Genomic DNA, 2957 nt, shown 5'->3' with positions numbered 1-2957 from the left:
CGGAAAGGGTTGAGCAGGCCGGGGGAGCTAGGAGGGACCGCCTTAACCGGGAGCTCATGGAGTATGCCCGTGATCTCAGTGTCATCACCGGCACGTTGCGGGAGGGATGGACTATCCAGTCCGGGCTCCGTGGTGGGGCGGAATCAGCACGGCTGTCCGATGTGGAATCCGCCCCGGTGCTGTTTGGTGAGCTGAAGCCGCTGGTGGATGGGGGGTCTAAGCAGCATGGCGGCGACGCGGAGTACGCGCGGGATGGGTCACGGGGGTCGCTGCCGGATGTGGTGAATGGACGGCGTGTGGTGCTGGGCGCGGAGGATTTGGCGGGGGTTTCCGAGGCGGGGAGCGCGGCGCTGGAGGCTTTCCAGGCGGCGACGGGAGTGCCTGCGCGGCCGAGGCTGGCTGGGGTGGATGGTCACGCAGAGGTGGATGGTCACCATGTGGTGGCGTTCCTGCGGATGCTGGACTGGTGGGGTGTTGTGGACCATGCGCTGGTGGTGAAGAGGCGGAAAACGACGTGGAGAACCTCGCGGTTGATGTCGCCGGATCCGGAAGCACGACGGTTGGTGAAGGAGGGTACCGACGTCTGGTATGTGATGGGCGGCGAGTACGCGCCAGGGGAAAGGCCGGATAGCGCCACGCGGCCGGAGGACTTGTGGGACCCGCTGACCCAGGTGTCGCCGGAGGTGACGCCGGTGCCAGCGCATCTGGCCAGGGAACTGCCGCCGCGTACCTGGTTGAAGAAAATCGGGGAGTCGGTGGAGTTCTTCGTGCATGTGGTGGATCCGGCTGGTGGCAGGGTGGAGTACGGGCTGGCGGATCCGGGACTGTGGCGTCGTGGCCGTGAGGTCGAATGGGAGGGGTTGTTCGCGGTCTTGCAGGATGAGGGGCGGCCTGCGGAGTTGATGAATATGGTCAACCCGGGGGTGCGTGAGAGCCGGTATCTGGCTCAGGCGTTGGGGGTGGATGAGGCCACGGCGCGGGTGTGGCGGATGTGGTCGCACCTACCCGAAGGGTGGCATGCCGAGGCGTTGCGCCGGGCGATCATCGGGTCGGTGGTCAGCACTTACGGCGGGCGAGAAGAGGTCAAGACACTGGTCAAAGACCTGGTGCCGGACGGTGAGCGGTACGAGGAGCGGTTGGGTGCTCTGGGGCGGTTCATGGTGGGCCTGGCCGATCGCCGCCGTCGGCTGGGGAGGTGGGGCGAGGAAGAGCGTGCCCAGCAGGGTGTCCCCCGCAGCGCGGCCGAGTACCGCCAGGAGCTGCGGCGAGAGGTGGCCAGGCTCGGTGGCCTGGGCCAGGTGGTGCTTGCCGGGAGCGAGCCCGACCCCCGGGTGCGCGTGCCGGTGCTCGGCGGTCCGGCACCGCAGCGTGCCGGTGTGTCAGGCCGGCAGCCCACCGGGCGGGAGCTGAACGTGCTGCAGGAGTTGGTGCACGCCCTGGACGGTCATGAGCTTGACTACCTCAGGCGCTTCTTCGGTGAGGACGAGGACGTCGCCATGCACTGCGGCCGTGGCGGTGATCGTGCGGTGGTGCGTGGGATCTTGCTGGACACCATTGTCGAGGCGTTCGGTGGGCCGGAAGAGGCGGTCGCGGTGGCGGACCGATTGCGGGTGCTGGGCCTGGGCCCGCTGAAGCAGCTGGGCTGGGAGATGGCCTCACGGGGGGAGCTGGACCCCCGCAGGGGCGTGCAGGTGGCCTCGCCAGGGCAGCCGGACGGGAAAACCGTGGCGAGGGTTCTCGATTTGCTGATGGAGGGCCCGTTGCCGTGGACCCTGGGTGATCTGGTGAAGTACGTCGCCGAGGGTGCTGTTCCGGCGGGAGTCCCAAATGGGGAATTGGTGGCTCACCTCGGCACGGCCCGGGCGGCCTTGGTGACCGGAGTTAACGAGTCCAAGGCTCAGAGGTGGCTGGACGGCAGACGACAGCCTGACCCGCACCATCTGCGGTTGATGCGCGAGGCTGCCCGGCTTTCGGACTCGGAGCTGGTGCGCTACCTCGGCCCGGGCCGAGCACTTGAGGTGAACGACACCGACCCCGGCTTGTTTCCTAGAACCGAGTCGGAGGTATGGAAGTGGCTGGCGGGCGTCGCCGGGCTCCCCGTGGGGGACTCTGGGAAGCTGCGCCTGGCTGTTCTGCGGGCTATCCGGGATGGGCTTCTCCCGCCAGCGCCGTTCAGGCTGGTGTGGAATGAGAACGGGATACGGGAGGCTGAGCGCCGCCTCGCGTGGGCCGATGCCGCAAAGGGAGACGAGTTCCCGTCCGACGCTTGGTCACAGTGGGAGAAGGTGAACGCCCAAGGTCTGAGTCTGCGGCCCGAATATCGAAGGGTCTTCGAGGGACTCGGGAAGTCGTTGAGGGCTTCGGTCAACTACCTCGTTGTTCAGGTGTTGCTTGGTAATGAGTATGCGAGGGCCATGGTGGCGGGTTCGGGGATCGTGATTCCTGACCCGGGTCCTCGCGCCGCCACGGGGTTGCTGGAGCAGATCGCCGACCATCTCCGCGCGGCGAGGGGCCTGCTGCATTCTGGTGTGTTGCGGCGGGTGGTGGGAGGTGCGACGAGTGAGCGGTTCCAGGCCGCCACGGGGGGTGTTGTCCCGCAGCTTCGGCTGACCGGTGGCCCCGATGCCGTGCGGGAATTCATGCAGCGGACAGCGGCCGGGGATGTTCATTTCCTTGTGCTGAGGGTGCCGCCGGCGGCCTCGCAGGATGCTCCGCGGGCGGTGTATGTGAACGGCGACAAGGCGAGTGCGTTCCTGGCCTCTGGTGGCTTCTTCAACGGTGGGCAGGCGCATTATTTCCTGGACGCCGTCCAGGGCGATGACAGATGGATCGGCCCCGAGTCGGCGTTGTCGTCGAAGGTGATGGCGGGCGCGGGCGATGACGTGGCCTGGTGGGCTCAGCACGGCGAATTGGGTGGGCCGGAGCAGGTGGCGTGGCTGGATGGCCGGTTGCCGCGG

1 protein-coding gene is annotated in these 2957 nt (G+C 67.6%); it reads left to right on the top strand.

All coding sequences use genetic code 11. The annotated features are described in order from the left end of the window. Nucleotides 1–56: 56 nt before the first annotated feature. Nucleotides 57–2957 (top strand): hypothetical protein (locus tag ACWDKQ_RS35605; protein ID WP_450143143.1); only part of this gene is annotated, 2901 nt, incomplete at its 3' end.

It is taken from the genome of Saccharopolyspora sp. NPDC000995 (genome assembly GCF_053599315.1).
Note: the sequence above shows the minus strand (reverse complement) of the source record. Positions and strands in the feature narration are given on the sequence as shown.